At 64.8% G+C, this 20,838-nt stretch carries 21 protein-coding genes and 1 pseudogene; 14 read left to right on the top strand and 8 right to left on the bottom strand.

Going from position 1 to position 20,838, the window contains the following annotated elements:
* The first annotated feature begins 127 nt into the window (after positions 1-127).
* Entirely contained in the window at positions 128-1,084 is a 957-nt protein-coding gene (gene lipA / locus IVB13_RS15385; protein ID WP_018457819.1) for a lipoyl synthase, read from the top strand.
* A 6-nt stretch (positions 1,085-1,090) separates the two neighbouring features.
* A complete protein-coding gene (locus tag IVB13_RS15380) occupies positions 1,091-1,561 on the top strand; it encodes a type II toxin-antitoxin system RatA family toxin (protein ID WP_018457820.1) in 471 nt (156 codons plus the stop codon).
* Between the two features lie 141 nt (positions 1,562-1,702).
* Here IVB13_RS15380 and IVB13_RS40425 read toward each other — a convergent pair.
* A pseudogene (locus IVB13_RS40425) lies at positions 1,703-1,807 on the bottom strand (cytochrome c4); the annotation flags it as partial.
* A gap of 8 nt (positions 1,808-1,815) precedes the next feature.
* Here IVB13_RS40425 and IVB13_RS15375 point away from each other — a divergent pair.
* Positions 1,816-2,145, top strand: coding sequence for a mechanosensitive ion channel domain-containing protein (locus IVB13_RS15375; RefSeq protein ID WP_338014016.1), 330 nt, complete (start codon positions 1,816-1,818; stop codon positions 2,143-2,145).
* Here the strand turns inward: IVB13_RS15375 and IVB13_RS15370 are convergent.
* The gene (locus IVB13_RS15370; protein ID WP_018457822.1) at positions 2,045-2,644 is read right to left on the bottom strand and encodes a CinA family protein; all 600 of its coding nucleotides are present in this window, start codon (positions 2,642-2,644) and stop codon (positions 2,045-2,047) included. The two genes, IVB13_RS15375 and IVB13_RS15370, sit on opposite strands and share 101 nt — an antisense overlap.
* 3 nt (positions 2,645-2,647) lie before the next feature.
* Positions 2,648-3,829 (bottom strand): bifunctional 2-C-methyl-D-erythritol 4-phosphate cytidylyltransferase/2-C-methyl-D-erythritol 2,4-cyclodiphosphate synthase, encoded by a 1,182-nt coding sequence (locus tag IVB13_RS15365; RefSeq protein ID WP_247489440.1) that lies wholly within the window; start codon positions 3,827-3,829, stop codon positions 2,648-2,650.
* Positions 3,830-4,110: 281 nt separating this feature from the next.
* Here IVB13_RS15365 and dusB point away from each other — a divergent pair, with 281 nt between their 5' ends.
* Genes dusB through ntrC form a run of 3 tightly spaced genes read left to right on the top strand, consistent with a single transcriptional unit; the run spans position 4,111 to position 7,736 of the window.
* The gene (gene dusB, locus IVB13_RS15360) at positions 4,111-5,112 is read left to right on the top strand and encodes a tRNA dihydrouridine synthase DusB (protein ID WP_018457824.1); all 1,002 of its coding nucleotides are present in this window, start codon (positions 4,111-4,113) and stop codon (positions 5,110-5,112) included.
* The gene (locus IVB13_RS15355; RefSeq protein ID WP_026233448.1) at positions 5,109-6,284 is read left to right on the top strand and encodes a nitrogen regulation protein NR(II); all 1,176 of its coding nucleotides are present in this window, start codon (positions 5,109-5,111) and stop codon (positions 6,282-6,284) included. Before dusB ends, IVB13_RS15355 begins: the two co-directional genes overlap by 4 nt.
* 9 nt (positions 6,285-6,293) lie before the next feature.
* Complete coding sequence (ntrC, locus tag IVB13_RS15350; RefSeq protein WP_007610301.1) at positions 6,294-7,736, top strand: nitrogen regulation protein NR(I); 1,443 nt, start codon at positions 6,294-6,296, stop codon at positions 7,734-7,736.
* 166 nt (positions 7,737-7,902) lie between these two features.
* Here the strand turns inward: ntrC and IVB13_RS15345 are convergent, their stop codons facing one another.
* Positions 7,903-8,049 carry a hypothetical protein gene (locus tag IVB13_RS15345; RefSeq protein WP_018457826.1) on the bottom strand — a complete coding sequence of 49 codons (147 nt, stop codon included), beginning with the start codon at positions 8,047-8,049 and terminating at the stop codon, positions 7,903-7,905.
* A gap of 175 nt (positions 8,050-8,224) precedes the next feature.
* Between IVB13_RS15345 and IVB13_RS15340 the strand changes: the two genes are divergently transcribed.
* The 4 genes from IVB13_RS15340 (at position 8,225) to hflX (ending at position 13,884) form a co-directional block, all read left to right on the top strand.
* Entirely contained in the window at positions 8,225-10,618 is a 2,394-nt protein-coding gene (locus IVB13_RS15340) for a PAS domain-containing sensor histidine kinase (RefSeq protein WP_018457828.1), read from the top strand.
* Between the two features lie 15 nt (positions 10,619-10,633).
* Complete coding sequence (locus tag IVB13_RS15335; protein WP_007591127.1) at positions 10,634-12,004, top strand: sigma-54 dependent transcriptional regulator; 1,371 nt, start codon at positions 10,634-10,636, stop codon at positions 12,002-12,004.
* Between the two features lie 237 nt (positions 12,005-12,241).
* Entirely contained in the window at positions 12,242-12,490 is a 249-nt protein-coding gene (gene hfq / locus IVB13_RS15330; RefSeq protein ID WP_007591126.1) for an RNA chaperone Hfq, read from the top strand.
* Between the two features lie 11 nt (positions 12,491-12,501).
* Entirely contained in the window at positions 12,502-13,884 is a 1,383-nt protein-coding gene (gene hflX / locus IVB13_RS15325; protein ID WP_247489437.1) for a GTPase HflX, read from the top strand.
* Positions 13,885-13,904: 20 nt separating this feature from the next.
* Here the strand turns inward: hflX and mazG are convergent, their stop codons facing one another.
* Positions 13,905-14,759 (bottom strand): nucleoside triphosphate pyrophosphohydrolase, encoded by an 855-nt coding sequence (mazG, locus tag IVB13_RS15320; RefSeq protein ID WP_018457830.1) that lies wholly within the window; start codon positions 14,757-14,759, stop codon positions 13,905-13,907.
* Between the two features lie 136 nt (positions 14,760-14,895).
* Here mazG and queC point away from each other — a divergent pair, with 136 nt between their 5' ends.
* Positions 14,896-15,609, top strand: coding sequence for a 7-cyano-7-deazaguanine synthase QueC (gene queC / locus IVB13_RS15315; protein ID WP_018457831.1), 714 nt, complete (start codon positions 14,896-14,898; stop codon positions 15,607-15,609).
* A 158-nt stretch (positions 15,610-15,767) separates the two neighbouring features.
* Here the strand turns inward: queC and IVB13_RS15310 are convergent, their stop codons facing one another.
* Genes IVB13_RS15310 through nthA form a run of 3 tightly spaced genes read right to left on the bottom strand, consistent with a single transcriptional unit; the run spans position 15,768 to position 17,427 of the window.
* Positions 15,768-16,148, bottom strand: a complete 381-nt coding sequence (locus IVB13_RS15310) for a nitrile hydratase accessory protein (RefSeq protein ID WP_018457832.1) — start codon at positions 16,146-16,148, stop codon at positions 15,768-15,770.
* The gene (nthB, locus tag IVB13_RS15305; RefSeq protein WP_018457833.1) at positions 16,148-16,807 is read right to left on the bottom strand and encodes a nitrile hydratase subunit beta; all 660 of its coding nucleotides are present in this window, start codon (positions 16,805-16,807) and stop codon (positions 16,148-16,150) included. The genes IVB13_RS15310 and nthB overlap by 1 nt, the downstream gene beginning before the upstream one ends.
* Positions 16,804-17,427 (bottom strand): nitrile hydratase subunit alpha, encoded by a 624-nt coding sequence (gene nthA / locus IVB13_RS15300; RefSeq protein WP_085349816.1) that lies wholly within the window; start codon positions 17,425-17,427, stop codon positions 16,804-16,806. Before nthA ends, nthB begins: the two co-directional genes overlap by 4 nt.
* Before the next feature lie 62 nt (positions 17,428-17,489).
* Between nthA and IVB13_RS15295 the strand changes: the two genes are divergently transcribed.
* The 3 genes from IVB13_RS15295 (at position 17,490) to IVB13_RS15285 (ending at position 20,673) form a co-directional block, all read left to right on the top strand.
* Complete coding sequence (locus tag IVB13_RS15295; protein ID WP_247368367.1) at positions 17,490-18,248, top strand: hypothetical protein; 759 nt, start codon at positions 17,490-17,492, stop codon at positions 18,246-18,248.
* Positions 18,249-18,281: 33 nt separating this feature from the next.
* Entirely contained in the window at positions 18,282-19,088 is an 807-nt protein-coding gene (locus IVB13_RS15290; protein WP_247368364.1) for an enoyl-CoA hydratase/isomerase family protein, read from the top strand.
* Positions 19,089-19,200: 112 nt separating this feature from the next.
* Positions 19,201-20,673, top strand: a complete 1,473-nt coding sequence (locus IVB13_RS15285) for a DASS family sodium-coupled anion symporter (protein WP_018457837.1) — start codon at positions 19,201-19,203, stop codon at positions 20,671-20,673.
* Positions 20,674-20,838: the final 165 nt, after the last annotated feature.

The raw sequence follows: 20,838 nt of genomic DNA, 5'->3' as shown, positions 1-20,838 counted from the left end.
AGGTGAGAATCGCCAGAGAACAGAGCAGGATATTGCCCATATCTGCCATGTTCCCTGAAGCGGTGCGAGCCGGGTTGCGATGCCCGGCCAGACCGACTAGGTAGGACTTGGTCAGACCGGACACCCCATGGTCGTTATCGTCGATACCATCTCGAACCCGCTGCGCCCACGTCACCCCGAAAAGGTGAACCGGCCCGATTCCGCTTCGCCGCCGAAGCCGGACTGGATCCGCGTACGCGCGCCCAACACCCGCGGCTATGCCGACACGCGCAACATCGTGCGCGCCAACGGCCTGCATACGGTGTGCGAGGAGGCGGGCTGCCCGAATATCGGCGAGTGCTGGGACAAGAAGCACGCGACCTTCATGATCATGGGCGACACCTGCACCCGCGCCTGTGCCTTCTGCAACGTCAAGACCGGCATGCCGAATGCACTTGACGCGGCCGAGCCGCAGAACGTCGGCGAGGCTGTGGCCAAGCTCGGCCTTGCCCATGTCGTCATCACCTCCGTGGACCGCGACGATCTCACTGACGGCGGCGCCGAGCATTTCGCCCAGACCATCCGCGCGATCCGCGCCGCGTGCCCCTCGACCACGATCGAGATCCTGACGCCCGACTTCCTGCGCAAGGAGGGGGCGCTGGAGGTCGTCGTCGCGGCGAAGCCCGACGTGTTCAACCACAATCTCGAGACCGTGCCGTCGTGCTATCTCACGGTGCGGCCGGGCGCGCGCTATTTCCATTCGATCCGGCTGTTGCAGCGGGTCAAGGAGCTCGATCCCACCATCTTCACCAAGTCCGGCATCATGGTCGGCCTCGGCGAGGAGCGCCACGAGGTGCAGCAGGTGATGGACGATCTGCGTTCCGCCGACGTCGATTTCCTGACCATCGGGCAATATCTCCAGCCGACCCGCAAGCATCACGCCGTGATGCGCTACGTGCCGCCGGACGAGTTTTCGTCCTACGAGAAGGTCGCCTACACCAAGGGTTTCCTGATGGTGTCTGCGACCCCGCTCACCCGTTCGTCGCATCATGCCGGCGAGGATTTTGCGAAACTGAAGGCCGCGCGGGCAGCAAGCGCCCGCTGAATCGCCATGCCCAATTTTTCGAGCAAGCGTCGTGTCGATCACAGCGCGTCCGAGATGTTTGATCTGGTCGCTGACGTCGAGCGCTACCCGGAATTCGTGCCGCTGTGCAGTGCGCTGAAGGTCCGTCAGCGCATGGCGAAACCCGACGGCACCGAGGTGCTGGTCGCGGACATGACGGTGTCGTTCAAGCTGGTCAGGGAATCCTTCACCAGCCGCGTGACGCTCGACCGCGCCAATTTGAAGATCCTGGTCGAATATCTGCAAGGTCCCTTCAGCAATCTGGAAAACCGTTGGACGTTCGAGCCCAAAGGCGAGAGCGTTTGCGATGTCGGCTTCTTCCTTGCCTACGAGTTCAAGAGCCGCATGCTGGCGCTCCTGATGGGCTCGATGTTCGACGCCGCGTTCGCGCGATTTTCCATCGCCTTCGAGAAGCGGGCGGATGCGATCTACGGACGGCGGAAGCTGGTGTCGTCGTAGTGGTTGCGGACGGGCACGCTCTCTCCTCCTTCATTGCGAAGAGCCCTTGCGACGAAGCAATCCAGAATCCCTCTGCGGAGAGACTCTGGATTGCTTCGCTGCGCTCGCAATGACGATGGGGAAGGCAGGCGTGCCAAAATTTCAATCCACCGCCTTCACGACATCCGGCGGCTGCGAGGCATAATACGCAGCGGCCTGCTCGATCTCCAGCGGCGTCATCGCACGGGCAATGTTGCGCATCTCTCGCCGTTGGTCTGGCATTACAGGGCCCACTCTCCAACATCGCCGCCGGCGTCATGCTGCTGCTGTTTCGACCCTTCCACATCGGCAATGACGTCGAGGTCACCTGCATGGCGGGAAAGGTCAAGTCTCTACGGGCTGGTGTGGGGCGCAGCCATCGTCAATCACAGCGCGATCAAGCAGTGCGTGCTCGATCACGTGAGTGCTTAACTCGCGGCTGCGTGAGGGATCTCACCCCCGCGGTCAGCGCGGCGGCCTGCGCTTCACCGCGTGCCGGCGCGGTGATCGTGTCACGCGCGGGCGCAGGCGGGTTACTGCGGCGGCACGTTTCGGCTTGGCCGTAACTTGCGGGCCGCGGGCGAGATCCATCAGCATGCGCAGCGCCTCGACCACGGAGCGCTGACGCACGGCGGTGCGGCCGATGGCGCCAAAGCGATGCTCGCGATGGACGATGCGTCCGTCGCGCGCGGCGGCGGCGAAATGCACGAGGCCAACCGGCTTGCCGGGCGTGGCGCCGCCGGGGCCGGCAATGCCGGTGATAGCGACTGCAAGATCGACGCCGGCACGCTCCAGCGCGCCGACCGCCATGGCTGTTGCCGTCTCCCTGCTGACGGCGCCGAAATTGGTGAGCGTGCTTACCTCGACGCCGAGCATCGCGCGCTTGGCGTCGTTGGAATAGGTGACGAAGCCGCGATCGATGACGTCGGAAGAGCCGGGGATGTCGGTCAGCGCACCGGCAACCAGGCCGCCGGTGCAGGATTCCGCGGTCGCGATCGTCAGCTTGCGCATCCGGCACAAATCGAGCAGCGAGCGGGAGAGGGCGCGTGCGTCGCTGCCGGCCATGGCCTAGACACTCCAGGGCAGACGGATGGTGGCGCTCGCGGTGGCCGCGATGCCTTCCTCGCGGCCGGTGAAGCCGAGCCGCTCGCTGGTGGTCGCCTTGACCGCGACGCGGGAGATGTCGACGCCGGAAATCTCGGCGATGCGCGCGCGCATGGTCTCGCGCAAAGGGCCGATCTTCGGCCGCTCGCAGATCATGGTCACCTCGAGATTGGCGATGCGGCCGGCGCGCTGGGTGACGCGCTCGATGGCGTATTGCAAAAACTGGTCGGAGGAGGCGCCTTTCCACTTCGCGTCGCTGGGCGGAAAGTGCGATCCGATGTCGCCGTCAGCGAGCGCGCCCAGGATGGCGTCGACCAGCGCATGCAGGCCGACATCGCCGTCGGAATGGGCCAGGAAGCCTTTGGTGTGCGGCACGCGCACGCCGCATATCATGAGATGGTCGCCCTCGCCGAAGGCGTGGACGTCGTAGCCCGTGCCGGTCCTGATGTCGCCGAGCAGGCTTGCCAGCCGCGCTTCCTCGCGCACGAAATCCTCGGGAGTGGTGAGCTTCATATTGGCAACATCGCCTTCAAAGGTTGCAACCGTCAATCCCGCCCATTCGGCAATCGCGGCATCGTCGGTGAAATCGCTGCGCCTGTCCTTGGCCGCGCGACGATGCGCTTCGAGGATGACGTCGAAACGAAAGGATTGCGGCGTCTGCGCAATTCGCAACCGCGCCCGGTCCGGCGTGTCCTCGACATTGTCATTCTCGCCGGTGATCTTGATGGTGTCGGTGACGGGAACGACGGGGATCGCCGCGCCGGTGCGGCTGGCCGCATCGATCGCGCGGGTGATCACGCCTTCCGAAACGAAGGGTCGCGCGGCGTCGTGGATCAGGACGATGTCGGGCTTGTGCCTGGCGAGCGCTTCGAGACCGGCGAGCACCGAGGCCTGCCGGGTCGCGCCGCCATTGACCGGCGCCTCGTGGCCGAGCCCTGCGACCGCCGCCGTGAACATGGCGCTGTCGTCCGGGTTCACGACGGGCTGAACTGCGAACACGTCCGCATGACGGCTGAAGGCCTCCATGGCGCGATAGATCACCGGCACGCCGCCGATCTCGCGATATTGCTTGGGGCCACCGGCGCCTGCGCGCAGGCCGCGTCCGGCAGCGACGAGGACGACTGCGGTGCGCTGTGATTTCGCCATAGGACTCAAATACTCATTTGGTGATGAAGAGAGTCGGGGGTGGGGTGATCGCCGCATGCCTCTAGCACGGCAGGCCCGCAATAAAAGGGGGTTTCCCCGGATTGTGGGAAACAGCATTTTGCTGCACTGCACTTGAAAGATTTGCAGAACTGTCTAAACTGTAGGCATGACGCTTGACTGCACAAGAATTGTGCGCAAGATAGGTCATGGCAGGCGCGATGAGGCGCTGCCAACGCAACGAGACCCCTGTGACCGGCTCGGTAGTATCAGGCTCTAAGCCATTGAAGATAGGCGATATTGATGTCGCCACCCCGGTCTTCCTGGCACCGATGTCGGGGGTGACTGACTCGCCCGTCCGCCGGCTTGCCGCGGAGTTGGGGGCCGGTCTGGTGGTGTCCGAAATGACGGCCAGCGACGAACTCGCCAATGGCCATCATATGTCCCGGTTGCGCTGCGAAGCCACGGGGATCGGTCCCCACGTGGTCCAGCTCGCCGGGTGCGAGACGCATTGGATGGCGGAGGGCGCCCGGATCGCTGAAGCCGAAGGCGCCGATATCATCGACATCAACATGGGCTGTCCGGCTCGTCACGTCACCGGCGGCCAGTCCGGTTCCGCCTTGATGCGCGACCTCGACCACGCCGTCAGCCTGATCGAAGCGACGATCGCGGCGGTGAAGGTGCCAGTGACGTTGAAGATGCGGCTCGGCTGGGACGACCGCACCCGCAACGCACCGGAACTGGCGCGGCGCGCACAGGCATCAGGCATCAAGCTCGTCACCGTGCACGGCCGCACCCGCTGCCAGTTCTACAAGGGCGAGGCCGATTGGGATGCGATCCGCGCCGTACGCGAGGCCATCTCCATTCCGCTCGTCGTCAATGGCGACATCACCACTTACGAGAAGGCCCTCGCGGCGTTAAAGGCCTCCGGCGCCGATGCCGTGATGATCGGCCGCGGCGCGCAGGGCCAGCCCTGGCTGCCCGGCCAGATCGGCCGCCGCCTCAAGGGTGGGGCGGTGGAAGCCACGCCGCCGCTCGAGACGCAGCTGCATTATGTGCGCACGCTTTATGAAGGCGTCTGCGCGCTCTACGGCCTGCGCATCGGGCTGCGGCACGCGCGAAAACATCTGGGCTGGGCGCTCGACGTCGCGGCCGATGTGAGCCGTGCGCCGGCCGAGAAGCTGAAATCCTGGCGCCAGAAAATCCTCACCTCGGAGGATCCGCACCTCGTTCACCGGTCACTGCAAGATGCCTTCGACGACTTCGCATGGAGCGCCGCTGCATGAGCTCAGTTGCTGAACATCGTCGGCCGTTTCCGTCCGACAGCGATGCCATCCTGGACGCACTTCCCAATCCCGTGCTGATGATCGGGCCGGACGGCAAAATCGTCGCCGCCAACATCGCAACCGAAGCCTTCTTCGATATCTCGACGCAGTTCTTGAAGCGGCAGTCGCTGAAAGAGCTGGTGCCGTTTGGCAGCCCCTTGCTGGCGCTGATCGACCAGGTGCGTTCGTCGAATGCACCTGTCAACGAGTACAAGGTCGATCTGGGCACGCCGCGCATGGGCGGGGACCGCCAGGTCGATCTGCACGTTGCCCCCGTCACGGAACGGCCCGGCCATATCGTGGTGATGCTCCAGGAGCGCTCCATCGCCGACAAGATGGACCGCCAGCTCACCCACCGCAGCGCCGCGCGCTCGGTGATCGCGCTCGCCGCGATGCTGGCGCACGAGATCAAGAACCCGCTCTCGGGCATCCGCGGCGCGGCGCAGCTCCTGGAGCAGCAGGCCTCCTCGGAAGACCGCATGCTGACGCGGCTGATCTGCGACGAGGCCGACCGCATCGTGACGCTGGTCGACCGCATGGAGGTGTTCGGCGACGAGCGCCCCGTGGTGCGCGGCCCCGTCAACATCCATTCGGTGCTCGATCACGTCAAACGGCTGGCGCAGTCCGGCTTTGCCCGCAACATCCGCTTCGTCGAGGATTACGATCCCTCGCTGCCCCCGGTGCTGGCGAACCAGGACCAGCTCATCCAGGTGTTCCTCAACCTGGTGAAGAACGCCGCCGAAGCGCTGATCGACGTTCCCGACGGTGAAATCCAGCTCACCACCGCGTTTCGGCCCGGCGTCCGCCTGTCAGTCCCCGGTCAAAAATCCCGTGTATCCCTGCCGCTCGAATTCTGCGTGAAGGACAACGGACCAGGCGTGCCGGACGATCTTCTGCCAAACCTGTTCGATCCCTTCGTCACAACCAAACAGACCGGCTCGGGTCTGGGCCTCGCGCTGGTCGCAAAGATCATCGGGGATCACGGGGGCATCATCGAATGCGAATCTCAGCCGCGCAAGACAACCTTCCGCGTGCTGATGCCGATGTATTCCACATCGGTGAAACATGCCGATCAAAGCAGTCACGACGGCTCTGCCGGGAAGTCGTCGTCTGCGTCACAGGGGGCGAAATGAGGATTAACGATGCCCGCAGGTAGCATTCTCGTTGCTGATGACGACACCGCCATCCGCACGGTTCTCAATCAGGCACTATCGCGCGCCGGCTACGAAGTGCGGCTGACCGGCAATGCCGCAACGCTGTGGCGCTGGGTCAGCCAGGGGGAGGGCGATCTCGTCATCACCGACGTGGTGATGCCCGACGAGAACGCGTTCGACCTGTTGCCGCGGATCAAGAAGATGCGGCCGAATTTGCCTGTTATCGTCATGAGCGCGCAAAATACCTTCATGACGGCGATCCGGGCCTCCGAGCGCGGCGCCTATGAATATCTGCCGAAGCCCTTCGATCTGAAGGAGCTGATCGCCATCGTCGGCCGCGCGCTGGCCGAGCCGAAGGAGCGGGTCTCGACGCCGAACGAGGACGCCGAGATGGAGGCGATCCCGCTGGTCGGCCGCTCGCCGGCGATGCAGGAAATCTATCGCGTGCTGGCGCGCCTGATGCAGACCGACCTCACCGTGATGATCACGGGCGAGTCCGGTACCGGCAAGGAGCTGGTGGCGCGCGCGTTGCACGATTACGGCAAGCGCCGCAATGGCCCGTTCGTCGCGGTCAATATGGCGGCGATCCCGCGCGACCTGATCGAGTCGGAACTGTTCGGCCATGAGCGCGGCGCCTTCACCGGCGCCAACACCCGCGCCTCCGGCCGGTTCGAGCAGGCCGAGGGCGGCACGCTGTTCCTGGACGAGATCGGCGACATGCCGATGGAGGCGCAAACCCGTCTGCTGCGCGTGCTTCAGCAGGGCGAATACACCACGGTCGGCGGTCGCACCCCGATCAAGACCGACGTTCGCATCGTGGCGGCCTCCAACAAGGATCTGCGCGTCCTGATCCAGCAAGGCCTGTTCCGCGAAGATCTGTTCTTTCGCCTCAACGTCGTGCCGCTACGGCTGCCGCCGTTGCGCGAGCGCATCGAGGATCTGCCCGATCTCATCCGTCATTTCTTCGCGCTGGCGGAGAAGGACGGCCTGCCGCCGAAAAAGCTCGATACGCTGGCGCTGGAGCGGATGAAGCAGCACCGCTGGCCGGGCAACGTGCGCGAGCTCGAGAACCTCGCCCGTCGCCTCGCGGCGCTGTATCCCCAGGATGTGATCACGGGCTCCGTCATCGACGGCGAGCTGGCGCCACCCACGGTCAGCCCGGGTGCCGCCGTCCAGCATGGCGTCGACAATCTCGGTGGCGCCGTGGAGGCGTATCTCTCTTCGCACTTCCAGGGCTTCCCGAACGGCGTGCCGCCGCCGGGCCTCTATCACCGCATCCTGAAGGAGATCGAGGTGCCACTGCTCACGGCCGCGCTCGCGGCCACCCGCGGCAACCAGATCCGCGCCGCCGATCTGCTCGGCCTCAACCGCAACACGCTGCGGAAGAAGATCCGGGATCTCGATATCCAGGTGTATCGGAGCGGCGGCTAGCCCCACGCAACGGCCGGTGGCTCAGCTCCCCCTACCAAGCGGAGCTGAGCCTGTCCGATCGCGCTGGCCGTCGTGGCTGACGCGGTGAGCAGAAGTCCCGATCGGACTGAAATGTTCCGCAGGAACATTCAAAGGGTGATTTCAGCCGCGGAACGCGGCCTCACACCTATCTGACAAACCGGCCTGAGACCTGTATTGCGCTGGCGACGTTCGCATTGGGCTCCTGCACCCCGAGACCATTGACCAGCAGGTCCGCCGCCACGATCAGCAGCAGCACGGCCGATACCATCATCGCGAGAAAGAACCTGTGCATGCTGGTCAAGCCGCCGGGGCTGGAATCCGTTCCCGCCCTCCGGCATGTCGCTGTGGATGCGCGGGTCGGTCGCGGCGGTGACGCCGCGGAATTGTCGCAATTCGGCAACAATGTGGTACGAATACATCAGTAGCCGCCCGCCGCGGCCCCCCCGTTTTCAGCACCCATTGCCGGAATGACCAGCGCAGACACCTCGGCCGCATCCTTTGACACGGCCCCAGCAGAAGAGCCCCGGCGTTGGTCGGCGCGACGCTGGCTGGCGCCGTTCGCCGTGGCGCTGGCGCTGCTGTCGGCCTTGCTCACCTTCCTGGTCCTGACCGGCCTCACCAGCATCGAACTGACGCCGCAAGTTGTCCGTTCGTTCTATCTGAGCAACGCAGCCACCATCCTGCTGCTGGTCGGCATCATCATCCGCGAGCTCTGGCAGCTGATCCTGGCGCGACGGCGGGGCAGGGCGGCGGCGCGCCTCCATGTCCAGATCGTCAGCCTGTTCTCGATCGTGGCGGTGCTGCCGGCGGTGCTGGTCGCCGTCGTCGCCAACGTCACCATCGAGCGCGGCCTCGACCGCCTGTTCTCCGGCCCGACCAAGGAGGTGATCCAGAATTCACTGACGATCGCGCGGGCTTACATGCAGGACCATGCGCAGCTGATCCGGGGCGACATTCTCGGCATGGCCAACGACATCGCCCACGCGCGGCCGCTCTACGACCAGGATCGCCGCTCGTTTCGCGAATTGCTGACGTCCAGCGCCGCCTCGCGCAATTTGCCGGGCGCGATGATCATCGACAAGAACACCAACATTCTCGAATCCGCCGACACCGGCATGCGGCTGGCCTATTCGCCGCCGGCACCGGACTTCCTCAGCAACGTCAACGAATCCGAACCCGAGATCGCGGTGCTGCCCGATGCGAGCTTCGTCGCCGCGGTGGTCCGCTTGCGCGCCTTCAGTGACACATTCCTCTACGTCGCACGGCCGCTCGATCCGAATGTCGTCAACCAGCTCAAGCAGACCGAGGTCAGCGTCGCCGAATACGCCCAGATCGAGTCGCGCCGGCTCGGCATCCAGGTCGCGTTCGCGCTGATGTTCGCGGTGATCGCGCTGACCATCCTGATGGCCTCGGTGCTGATCGGCCTCAACTTCGCCAACTCGCTGGTCTCGCCGATCCGACGCCTGATGAACGCGGCCCAGACGGTCTCGACGGGCGATCTCCATGTGAAAGTGCCGGTGCACCAGTCGGAAGGCGACCTCGCCCAGCTGGGTGAGACCTTCAACAAGATGACGGAGGAGTTGCGTAGCCAGCGCGACGAGCTCGTCAACGCCAGCGAGCTCATCGACAGCCGCCGCCGCTTCATCGAGGCGGTGCTGTCGTCCGCGAGCGCCGGCATTATCGGTGTCGATACCTCAGGCAGCGTCGGCATTCTCAACCGTTCCGCCGAAAAGCTGATCGGTCACTCCGAAGCCGAGACGCTCGGCCATCCGCTCTCCGACGTGCTGCCCGAGCTCGAAGAGATGATGAAGACGGCGCGGGAAGGGACCCAGCGCCTGGTGCAGGGGCAGATCACGATCACGCGCGACGGGCAGGAACGCAATCTGTCGGTCCGCGTCAGCGCCGAGAAGACCAGCCAGCCGCACGACAGCTACATCATCACGCTCGACGACATCACCGAACTGGTCTCGGCGCAACGCACCTCGGCCTGGGGCGACGTCGCGCGCCGCATCGCGCATGAGATCAAGAATCCGCTGACCCCGATCCAGCTCTCCGCCGAACGCATTCGCCGCAAATTCGGCAAGGACATCACCGAGGGCAAGGACAAGCAGATCTTCGAACAGTGCACCGACACCATCGTGCGTCAGGTCGACGACATCCGCCGCATGGTCGACGAGTTCTCGCGCTTTGCGCGGATGCCTAAGCCGGTCATGGAGGGTGAGGACGTCGCCGACACAGTGCGGCAGGCGGTGTTCCTGATGAAGGTCGCCCACCCCGAGATCGATATCGAGGCCGAGTTCAAGGAAGACCCGCTGCGCGCCCAGTTCGACCGGCGGCTGATCTCGCAGGCCGTCACCAACATCGTCAAGAACGCCACCGAGGCGATCGAGCAGGTCCCCCTGGAGGAGCTCGGCAAAGGCCGGATCGACGTCGTGGTCTCGCGCGAGGGCGAGGACGTGCTGATCGACGTCGTCGACAACGGCATCGGCCTGCCCAAGGTGGCGCGCTCGCGCCTGCTCGAGCCCTATGTGACGACACGCGCCAAAGGCACCGGCCTTGGGCTCGCGATCGTCGGTCGCGTGCTGGAAGACCATGGCGGGCGCATCGAGCTGAAGGATGCCTCGGACTTCCGCGAGGGCCAGCGCGGCGCCTGGATGCGGATGCGTTTTGCGATCGCCGGCGCTCCCGCGAAAAGCGAGGGGGCCGAACCGGCAGCCGCGGCAACGACCAAGCCGGAAAGCGGCGAAACGGCCACGCAATCCCTCAAGGATCCGGAAACAAAAGAGGCGGCCGTCGAAACCAAAGAGCCGGCTGAAAAGACCAATGATTCAACGAAGATCAAAGCCTCAACAGGCAGCTGAGAAAACAGGCGATCCATGGCAAGTGAAATTCTGATTGTCGATGATGAGGCCGATATTCGGGATCTCGTTGCGGGCATCCTCGAAGACGAGGGCTTCGTGACCCGGACCGCGCGCGACAGCGATACGGCGCTCGCCGAGATCGCCAACCGCAGGCCGCATCTGGTGTTCCTCGACATCTGGCTGCAGGGCTCCAAGCTCGACGGCTTACAGCTCTTGGAGCAGGTCAAGAAGGACAACCCCGATCTGCCGGTCGTGATGATCTCCGGCCACGGCAACATCGAGACCGCGGTCGCCGCGATCAAGCGTGGCGCCTACGACTTCATCGAGAAGCCGTTCAAGACCGACCGGCTGATCCTGGTCGCGAACCGTGCACTGGAGAACTCGCGGCTCAAGCGCGAGGTCAAGGAGCTGAAGCAACTCGCGCCGAGCGCAAGCTCGCTGGTCGGCCGCTCGCCCAGCATGAACCAGCTGCGCCAGACCATCGAGCGTGCGGCCAAGGCCAACAGCCGCATCCTGATCGTCGGCCCCGCGGGCGCCGGCAAGGAACTGACCGCCCGCACGTTGCACACGGCCTCGGGCCGCGCCGACGGCCCCTTCGTCGTCATCAACGCCGCTGCGATCACGCCCGAGCGGATGGAGCACGAGCTGTTCGGCATCGAGCAGTCCAACGGCGAGCACGCGCGCAAGCCCGGCGCACTCGAAGAGGCTCATGGCGGCACGCTGTTCATCGACGAGATCGCGGACATGCCGCGCGAGACCCAGAACAAGATCTTGCGCGTGCTGGTCGAGCAGTCGTTCCAGCGCGTCGGCGGCAACGGCAAGGTGCAGGTCGACGTCCGCATCATCTCCTCCACCGCGCGCAACCTCGAAGAGGAAATCGCGGCCGGTCATTTCCGCGAGGACCTCTATCACCGGCTCTCGGTGGTGCCGATCCGCGTGCCCGCATTGTCGGAGCGGCGTGAAGACATTCCGGAATTGATCGACTATTTCATGGAGCAGATCTCCGCGGGCAGCGGCCTGCCCAAGCGGCAGATCGGCCAGGACGCGATGGCGGTACTGCAGTCGCATGTCTGGCCGGGCAATGTGCGCCAGCTCCGCAACAACGTTGAGAGAGTCATGATTCTCGCCGCTGGCGGGCCGGAAGTCATCATCACTGCCGACATGCTGCCGCAGGATGTCGGCTCCATGGTGCCCGCGATGCCGACCAGCAACAATGGCGAGCACATCATGGGCCTGCCGCTGCGCGAAGCCCGCGAAGTGTTCGAGCGCGACTATTTGATTGCACAGATCAGCCGTTTTTCAGGAAATATTTCTCGCACGGCCGAGTTTGTTGGCATGGAACGCTCGGCGCTGCACCGGAAGTTGAAGGCGCTCGGCGTCGGCTAACGCTGCGACGTCGTTGGAATAGGCGAGGAAAATCATCGATTTCCGTAGTTTTTCGGGGCAATACGGCATGGGCTGCCGCGTGAAGCGGCTTGCCTAATAAGCCTACCTGTCCTCTAATTGAACCGCTGTCCCCCCGAGGGGGATCTCATGAGGGACGGCAACCGGACGAGGACCCCGAGTTTCAAAAGAGGGCCGCAACCGGCGCAATAAAAAGAAACTCAAAGCGAGAAAAAAACAATGGCGGCAGACCGCGCACAAAACCTGCAGGACACCTTCCTTAATCACGTTCGCAAAACCAAAACGCCACTGACGATCTTTCTGGTCAACGGAGTGAAGCTCCAGGGCATCGTGACCTGGTTCGACAATTTCTGTTTGCTGCTTCGGCGCGACGGTCACTCGCAGCTCGTCTACAAGCATGCGATCTCGACCATCATGCCGGGCGCTCCGATCCAGCTGTTCGAAGGCGGTGAGGATCAGCCGGCTTGAGAGTGATCTGATTGGAACCCCGGAATTTCGACGGGGATGCCGACCGTCCGCGGTCGGCAGGGGGTACGCAGACGGGGCCGGTGCTTGTCATCGGTCCCTATTTGCGGGTGCGCGCAGGCAGTGCCGACGCGCAATCGGAAGCTCATGTCGTGCGTGACGCGGAAGCCCGGCTCGACGAAGCCGCCGGCCTCGCGCGCGCGATCGATCTCGTCGTTGCCGACGCCATCATCGCGCCGATCAGCCAGATCCGCCCTGCGACCTATATCGGCAAGGGTAAGGTCGAGGAGATCGCCGCGCTCGCCAAGAGCCTCGACGTCGAACTCGTGGTGATGGATTGCGCGCTTGCGCCGATCCAGCAGCGCAACCTCGAGAAGGAGTTGCAGGCAAAGGTGCTCGACCGCACCGGTCTCATCCTGGAAATCTTCGGCCGCCGCGCCAAGACCAAGGAAGGCTCGCTCCAGGTCGAGCTCGCGCATCTCAACTATCAACGTTCGCGCCTGGTGCGCTCATGGACCCATCTCGAGCGCCAGCGCGGCGGCTTTGGATTCATGGGCGGTCCCGGCGAGACGCAGATCGAAGCCGACCGCCGCCTGATCCAGGAGCGCATCTCCAAGCTCGAGGGCGAACTGAAGAAGGTGCAGGCCACACGCCGCCTGCATCGCGCAGGCCGCCAGCGGGTGCCGTACCGCGTCGTGGCGCTGGTCGGCTACACCAATGCCGGCAAATCGACGCTGTTCAACCGCCTGACCCGCGCCGACGTGCAGGCCGCCGACATGCTGTTCGCCACGCTGGATCCGACCCTGCGCGCGCTCACCCTGCCGCATGGCGGCAAGGCGATGCTGTCGGACACCGTCGGTTTCATCTCCAATCTGCCGACGCAGCTCGTCGCCGCCTTCCGCGCCACGCTGGAGGAGGTGCTGGAGGCCGACGTCATCCTGCATGTGCGCGACATCTCGCACGACGATGCCGAGGCGCAGCAGAGCGACGTCGACGCGGTGCTGCGCCAGCTCGGCATCAATCCCGATGATTCAGGCCGCATCATTGAGGTCTGGAACAAGATCGACCGTTATGGTCCCGAACAGCGCGAAGAACTCTTGAATATCGCCGCGCGCAGGCCGGAGGACCATCCCGCGATGCTGGTGTCGGCCGTGTCGGGCGAAGGGGTCGACGCGCTGCTCGCCGCGATCGAGGAGCGCTTGGCCGCCAAGCGCATCACGCTCGACCTCTCCATCGATGCCTCCGACGGCGCCGGCATCAGCTGGCTGCATCGGAATTCCGAAGTGCTGGCGAAAGAGCTGCACGACGGCCGCTTCGACATGACGGTGCGGGTGGACGAGACCAAGCGGGATATCGTGGTGAACCGGTTCGATGCCGTGCCGCGACTGTCCGTGTAGTTAGTGTCGTCCCGGCCGAGTTAGCGGCCGGCTTGCTTGCGCTCCTCTGGTGACGACTGCTTCGCACTCTTCGCCTCATTCCACAACGCGTCCATCTCCGCCAGCGACGCCTGCTCGAGGGTCCGCCCCTGCGCCTCCAGCGCCCGTTCGATATAGGCAAACCGCCGCTCGAACTTCGTGTTGGTCGCCCGCAGCGCGGCTTCCGGATCGGCATCGACATGGCGGGCGAGGTTGACCAGCGCGAACATCAGGTCGCCGGTCTCTTCCGCCAACCCCTCGCTGTCGTTGCGATCGAGTGCGGCCTCGATCTCGTCGGCTTCCTCGCGGATTTTTGCCAGCACCGCGCGCGGATCGTTCCAGTCGAAGCCGACAGTGGAGGCCTTGCGCTGCAGCTCCATGGCGCGCGTCAGGGCGGGCTGGCCGGCCTTCACGCCTGACAGCAGCGACTTGTGGGACGGCGCTTCCTGGGGTGGCCGGCGCGCGGCGCGCTCGGCTTTCTCCTCGGCCTTGATGCGGTCCCAGACTTCCTTGACGTGGGAGGAGGCGAGATTGCCCTCCTTGTCGGCGAAGACGTGCGGATGGCGCCGGATCATCTTGCGGGTGATGGCCTCGACGACATCGCCGAAGGCAAAGGCGTTCTGCTCCTCGGCCATCTGAGCATGGAACACCACCTGCAGCAGGAGGTCGCCGAGCTCCTCGCAGAGATCGTCGAGATCGCCGCGGCTGATGGCCTCGACCACCTCATAGGCTTCCTCGATCGTATAGGGGGCGATGGTCGCAAAATTCTGCTCGAGGTCCCAGGGGCAGCCAGTCACCGGCGTGCGCAGCGCCGCCATGATCTCGATCAGGCGGGAAATGTCGCGGGAAGGGGTCATTGCGGGCATTCTCCTGGCTCTCAAGCCTTATGCCAAAAGCGCCCCCGTTCCCAGCGTAGCGCGGCGGAACAGGGTGATTTCCACCGGTTGGCGCGCCAGATTGGCGAGCCGCGTGCGCAGTGCTAAAGCGCGGGCCATGACTGACGCATCTTCATCCGAAACCGCGCTGGTGCTGTTTTCCGGCGGCCAGGATTCCACCACCTGCCTTGCCTGGGCGCTGAATCGTTTTGCGCACGTGGAGACGCTTGGGTTCGATTACGGGCAGCGCCACGCCATCGAGCTTGCCTGCCGCGACCGGCTGTTCGACGGCATCAAGGGCCTGCGCACGGATTGGGCTTCCAGGCTCGGGGAGAGCCACACGCTAGCGATCCCGACGCTGGCGGCCGTGTCCGAGACGGCGCTGACGCGCGACGTCGCGATTGCGATGGGCGCCGACGGCCTGCCGAACACGTTCGTGCCCGGCCGCAATCTGGTGTTTTTGACTTTCGCCGCGGCGCTGGCCTATCGGCGCGGCATCAGTTACATCGTCGGCGGCATGTGCGAGACCGACTATTCCGGTTATCCCGATTGCCGCGACGACGCCATCCGCGCGATGCAGGCCGCGCTGTCGCTCGGCATGGCCCGCAAGTTCGAGCTGCATACCCCGCTGATGTGGATCGACAAGGCCGCGACGTGGAAGCTCGCCCATGACCTCGGCGGCGACGGGCTGGTCGACCTCATCCGCGAGCAGTCGCACACCTGCTACCTCGGCGAACGCGGCGCGCAGCATGATTGGGGATACGGCTGCGGAGAATGCCCGGCGTGCAGCCTGCGGGCGAAGGGGTGGCGGGAGTACGTGGCGGGACGGTGATACCATAGACTCGGTGTCATCACCCGCGAAAGCGGGTGATCCAGTACTCCGAGAAGGTAGCGATAATCGACAGGCCGCGGCGTACTGGATTCCCCGCCTTCGCGGGGAATGACAGTGTTGGTTGGGATTAGAGTGTACCCAAGCAACGCGCAAAGGGACTACGGCGCAAAATCCTCCGCCTTCAGCTCGATCGGCTTGCCGTGCGGGGTGCGATCGGCCGCGTGGTCCCAGGCGTCGCGGTAGCGATGCAACGTCTCCGCAGACGCAACGCCCTTGCGCGCGACCAGCCCCTCCAGCGTGGCGAGCCAATGGAGATAGTAGGTCTCGCCCGTATCGGGATCGCCGGCCGCCTGCGCGCGCTTGATCTCGGAGGCCAGGGCTGCCGCCCATTCGGGCCAGGTGAACACGCCGCGCTCGTGCAGCGTCAGCGCCATCGCGAAGGCGTGCGCCTCCCAGGGCGCGCGGAACACCGGGCCGTCATCGTCGCGCGGAATGCTCGGGATCGCTGCCGTCGCGGCAGCAGCAGCCGTGCTGCTCATCACGCCGGGTCCAGATACGGCTCGAACGCATCGATCGAGACTTTCGAGGTCGGATCGCCGTCCGCGCCCCAGAGATCGCGGCCCTCGAACACGACAGTGTAGAGCCATTGCGGATTCTCGCCGAGCTCCATCGCCGCCGAGTCCGGAAACACGTGGCAGCCATGGTTCAGCTCGACGATTCCGACATGACCACGCACGTAGCGCGGCAGGCGGGTGTGGGTCGCCGGGTGAATGTTCTTCGCGCGGACCTTGTCACCGATCTTGAATTTCGCCGGCGCCGGGGCAGGGCGGGCGAACTTGCCGCGCACCATGATGCGCTCGACCTGGCCGAGATCAAACTTGCCGTGCTTGAGCGCCTTGGCCGGCTGCATCGCGTGGCCGGCGGCGACTTCCTCCCGAGTGAGGTAGCCCTTCTCGATCAGCATCTCCTCGAGCCCGAGAAACCATTTCTTGTAGTAGGAGCTCGAGAGATAGATATGCGGCGGGATCGTCTCGCGATAGAAGCGCGAGGTGTCGATGTTGAAGGCGCCGGCCGCGCCCATCGCGCGTACCATGGCGAGAACACGCGACTCCCATTCCTCGTGGAACACCGGCTCGTTCGGTTCGGGCTCGACCTTGCCGAACCCGTCCATGCCGCCCATGTCGTGCACGCCGTTCATGACGGCGCCCCCGGCGCCTTGGGAAAGCCGGTGCCGATCATGGAATCGCGCGTGACCAGCTCGGCGAGCTGCTCCTCGCTCCAGCCTTCGGTCCCTGCGGGGCGCATCGGCAGCACCAGAAAGCGCGTTTCGGCGGTCGAATCCCATACCCGGATTTCAACGTCCTTGGCGACTTGCACGCCGAAATCGGCGAGCACGCCGCGCGGGTCCTTCACCGCGCGGGAGCGATAGGGCGCGGCCTTGTACCAGACCGGCGGCAGCCCCAGCATTTCCCAGGGGTAGCAGGAGCACAGCGTGCACACGACCATGTTGTGACGTTGCGGCGTGTTCTCGACCACGACGAGGTGGTCGCCGACGCGGCTGACATGGCCGAGCGTGCCGATCGCCTTCGAGCCGTCCTCCAGCAGTGCCTTCTTGAACGCCGGATCGCTCCAGGCCTTGGCGACAACGCGCGCGCCGTTATGGGGGCCGATCCGGGTCTCATAGGCCTGGATGATGGCGTCGAGCGCGGCCGGCTCGACATAGCCTTTTTCGGTCAGGATCGTCTCGAGCGCGCGCACGCGCAGCTCGGTCTCCGACAGCTCGGAATGGTCGTGATCGTGGTGATGATGGTCGCTCATGGGGCGAAGATAGTCCCAGAATCCGGGCGTTGTCGAGGCGAAGACTCTGCTAACATCGCACCATGGGCTGGGCTGCAAGAACCGGAATAACCGTCGCAATCGCGGCTCTTGGCGCATTCGCGGCGCAGGATGCGCGCGCCGCGAATGGCGCCTATGCGGTCGATGCCGCCGACATTTCCGATGTGGGCTCCTGCAAGGTGGAAAGTTGGCTGTCGGCGGCTTCCAACACGGATTTTTCGGCGGTCGCCAATCCCTCGTGTGTCGTCGATCCCTTCAGGCCGATCGAGCTGAGCCTGCAGACCATCCGGGCCCGGAGCGGCGGCGACTGGAGCACGACAATCGCGCCAAAAGCCAAGACGAATTTCGCCCCGACCGGAATCGGCCGGTGGGGATTGTCGGCCTATGGCGGAGGATCGTTCGACGCGGCGACCGGCGAGGCGCTATCCGCCTTTGCCGTCATCCCCGCGACCTTCCGCCTGTCGGAGACCATGCGCATCAACGTCAACGGCGGCTGGCTCTGGGATCGGACGGTGGATCGCCATTACCTGACCTACGGCATCGGCTTCGATTGGAAATTCACCGACACGCTGCAATGGACGATCGAGGCGTACGGGCAGGCCGGCGCCGCCGAGGTCGCAAGCATCGTGCAGCCGCGTTTCCAGACCGGTGTCCGCTACCGACCGAACGAGATATTCTCCGTCGATCTGATCTACGGCCGCAACATCACCGGCGAAAATGCCAACTGGATCACCATCGGGACCACGATCCGGTTTCCGGTCCATGGAAGCGAACCCGAACATCGGCGCACCGGGCATCTGTGAGCGCCAGGAAGACCAAGACCAGGGGAGTTTGCGTTGCCTGACTATGTCAAGATCGAGAAGGGCCTCGGGCCGGAGGGACGGATTGCGGTGGTGCGGTTCGACCGCGGCGACGGCATCAATGCGCTATCGCCAGAGGCTTTACGCCAGCTCACCGCGGCCGCGCGCAGTTTTGAGGATGACGCCGCAACCTCTGCCGTGGTGCTGACAGGCAGCGCGGCTGCGTTCAGCGCCGGCTTCGACCTCAAGGATGCCGAAGGCCGCGCGCGCAAGGACATGGACCTCGGCACGCTGCGGCGGCATCTCAAGCTCGGACCGCGCCTGACCCACGCCTGGCAGGAGATGGAGCAGATCACGATCGCCGCCATCGAGGGGTTTTGCGTCGGCGGCGGCGTGGCGCTGGCCGTCGCGCTCGACCTCCGCGTCATGGGACGCGATGCCCATCTGCGCGTGCCCGAGATCGGCCTCGGCATGAACATGAGCTGGCAGAGCATTCCGCGCATGCTGCATCTGATCGGCCCGGCGCGCACCAAGCAGGCGGTGGTCCTGGCCGATCAGCGCATCAGCGCGGATGAGGCCTATGAGTGGGGCCTGGTCGAGCAGGTGGTCGATCCCGGCCATGCGTTCGATGCCGCGATGGAGCTTGCGCGCAAGGTGGCAGCGCAGCCGCCGCTCTCCGTTGCCATGACGAAACTCACGGTCAACCGGCTGGCGCATGCGCTGGATAATCTCGCCAGCCACATGGACGTCGACCAGTTCGCCCTGGCAAGCCTTAGCGAGGACCATAAGGAGGGCGTCGAGGCGTTCCTGACGCGACGCAAACCGAAGTTCAGAGGGCGGTAGAAGCCGGCCAAGCATTGATTGCGCCGCGGACTATCCGTATACGCGGCGCTGGGACAAAATAGGCCCGATCAACGGGCCGGCAGACGACAATGACGATCGAGGGGGAGGGCCCATGACCACTGGCACGCAGGCACCCGAGGCGAAAGGGTTTCGCTGGAAGCTGATCGCGCCGCTCGCGGTATGGCTGCTGATCTATCTGTGGCCGGTGCCCGCAGGGCTCAACGCCAATCAGTGGCACTATTTTGCGATCTTCGCGGCCGTCATCACCGGGCTCATCCTGGAATCGATGCCGGTCGGCGCGGTCGGCCTGATCGGGCTGACGGTTGCCGGCGTCGGCGGTTATATCGATCCCGATCCGACCAAATCGCTGCGCTGGATGCTGGCGGGCTTTGCCGAGAGCACGGTGTGGCTGATCGTCGGCGCCTTCGTGTTCTCGATCGGGTACCGCAAGAGCCAGCTGGGCCGGCGTATTGCGCTCGTGTTGGTGCAAAAGCTCGGCACCAACACGCTAGGTCTCGGCTATGCGGTGGCGATGTCGGACTTCTTGCTGGCGCCGGCGACACCGTCCAACACCGCGCGCAGCGGCGGCATCGTCTATCCCATCATCAGCAACATCCCGCGCATCTACGGCTCCGAGCCAGGACCGACTGCCGGCAAGATCGGCACCTACGTGATGTGGACCGCGTTCGCGTCGACCGCCGTCACCAGCTCATTGTTCTTCACCGCGCTGGCGCCCAATGCAGCGGCGCTCGCCATCGCCAAGAAGACCGCCGGAATCGACGTCAGCTGGGCGCAGTGGTTCATCGGCTTTGCGCCGCTCGGCCTGCTCCTGATGGTGCTGGTCCCGCTGCTCAGCTACGCGGTCTGCCGCCCCGAGGTGAAGAGCAGCCCGGAAATTTCCGAATGGGCATCGAAGGAGCTCGCGGAGATGGGCCCGATGTCGCGCAATGAATGGATCATGCTGGCGCTGATCTTGCTCGCGATGTTCCTGTGGATCGCGGGCTCGAGCCCGGACATCCGCGTGCCGCTTCTGGGCTCGAATTTCGTCAACGCCACCACCGTCGTGTTCATCGTGATCTCGCTGATGCTGGTGACGGGCGTGATCGAGTTTGCCGACATCGTCGCCGAGAAGGGCGCCTGGGAGGTGTTCTTCTATTTCACCTCGCTGCTGACGCTGGCCTCGGGCCTCAACGAGATCGGCTTCATCAAATGGTTCGCGACCGAATACGCAAAGCCGCTCGCCGGGCTGTCGCCGTCGACCGCAATGCTCCTGCTGGTCGCGCTGTTCTTCTGGATCCACTATTTCTTCTCGAGCATCACCTCGCATGCCGCCGCCGTGCTGCCCGTGGTGCTCGCGGTCGGATCCGGCATCCCCGACCTACCAGTCACGACGCTCGCCATGCTCTGCATGTATTCGCTCGGCCTGATGGGGGTGATCTCGCCTTACGCGACCGGGCCGGCGCCGATGTATTTCGGGAGCGGCTATATCGGCAAGGGTCAGTTCTGGGGTTTTGGGCTGATCTTTGGGATGCTCTATTTCGCGGGGCTCCTGCTGATCGTATGGCCCTGGTTGCAGGTCCACTGAGTCGGGCGGGAGGCAATGCGGCGGCAGATGAATTTTCTTCAGCGGGAAGACATTTGAAAAACTTCGTCCAACTCCCCGCAAATATCTGACATTGCCAGAGCGACCCGAAAGGGCGATTGTGCGTGCTGCGGTGCAGCGCGCTCCAGCCGAGTCCTCATCGCGGTT

This window comes from Bradyrhizobium sp. 17 (assembly GCF_023073515.1).
Classification (GTDB): domain Bacteria; phylum Pseudomonadota; class Alphaproteobacteria; order Rhizobiales; family Xanthobacteraceae; genus Bradyrhizobium; species Bradyrhizobium canariense_D.
This window is presented reverse-complemented; position numbering and strand designations above follow the sequence as displayed.